General features: G+C 47.7%; 2 protein-coding genes. Both read left to right on the plus strand.

The genetic code is table 11. The features are described from left to right. Window positions 1-465 (plus strand): ABC transporter permease (locus PLA23_RS13540; protein WP_324475559.1); only part of this gene is annotated, 465 nt, incomplete at its 5' end. Further along, complete coding sequence (locus PLA23_RS13545) at window positions 465-1,214, plus strand: ABC transporter ATP-binding protein (RefSeq protein ID WP_324475560.1); 750 nt, start codon at window positions 465-467, stop codon at window positions 1,212-1,214. The genes PLA23_RS13540 and PLA23_RS13545, both read left to right, overlap by 1 nt. Window positions 1,215-1,257: the final 43 nt, after the last annotated feature.

Raw genomic sequence — 1,257 nt, forward strand, 5'->3', positions numbered from 1 at the left:
CTCCGGCCGGTTCCCCCGATTGCCTGGATGCCTCTCGCAATCGCCTGGTTTAAGATTGGATTTGGCTCTCTCATCTTTATCATCTTCATCGGTTCGTTCTTTCCGGTTTTTATCAGCACCATAGAAGGAGTCAGGAGTATCAGAATCAGGTGGCTTGAGGTAGCTCAAACACTGGGAGCTACCACTTTAGAAAAATTCAAAACGGTAGTAATTCCCGGGACATTGCCATCTATCTGGACCGGGCTTCGACTGGCGTTTGGTGTTGCATGGATGTGTCTTGTTGCGGCTGAAATGCTTCCTGGAACGAGTACTGGACTAGGATATCTGATTATGTTTGCGTATAATCTGGGACAGATACAGGTCATCGTTGCGGGTATGATTGTCATTGGTGTGATTGGCATCGTATCAGATTATATCTTCAGAATCGGACAGAAGAAATTCTTTGGCTGGCAGGGGAAGGAATAATGCAGGTTCTGGTTCTTAAGGGGATATCGAAACAATTTCGTGATGAACAGGCACAATTTCAGGCAATATCAGACATCTCCTGTTTTATCAATAAAGGAGAGATAGTCTGCCTCATGGGACCTTCTGGATGTGGGAAATCAACGATACTTCGTATCCTGTCAGGACTTGAATCAGCTGATTCCGGGGTTGTCTGTGGGAGTGAGGGAAATGCCTTTCAACTTGGTCACACTGCAATGGTATTCCAGGAACATGGTCTTTTTCCCTGGCTCTCGGTATATGACAATATTGCGTATGGTCTTCGTATGAAAGTCCGGAAGATCTCAAAGGAGCAGATTGCACTAAAGGTCCATGGGCTGCTCTCTCTTGTACACATGGAAGAGTTTGCGAACGTCCTCCCCCATCAGTTATCCGGCGGAATGAAACAGCGGGTTGCGGTTGCCCGAGCTCTCGCAATAGAACCTGAGATTCTCCTCATGGATGAGCCGTTTAGTGCACTTGATCCTTTCTCCCGGCATGAACTGCAGGATGAAGTAATCCGGATACGGGATACACTTGGCACTACTTTTTTTATTGTGACCTATAATCCTGATGAGGCTGTATATCTGGGGGATCGGATCATCATTCTCTCACAAAGGCCATCATTTGTCAGGAAGGAGATCCAGGTTTCCTCCCCCCGTCCAAGAGATCTGGCCGAACCTGAACTGATACGCCTAATCCGGGAGGTTACCGGGGATGTCACCTCAGGATAGAGAACTTCGGGCAATTTCTCCTCCCTCTCGCCGGGTTTTCTTT

The sequence above is a fragment of the Methanospirillum sp. genome (assembly GCF_035406105.1).
GTDB lineage: Archaea > Halobacteriota > Methanomicrobia > Methanomicrobiales > Methanospirillaceae > Methanospirillum.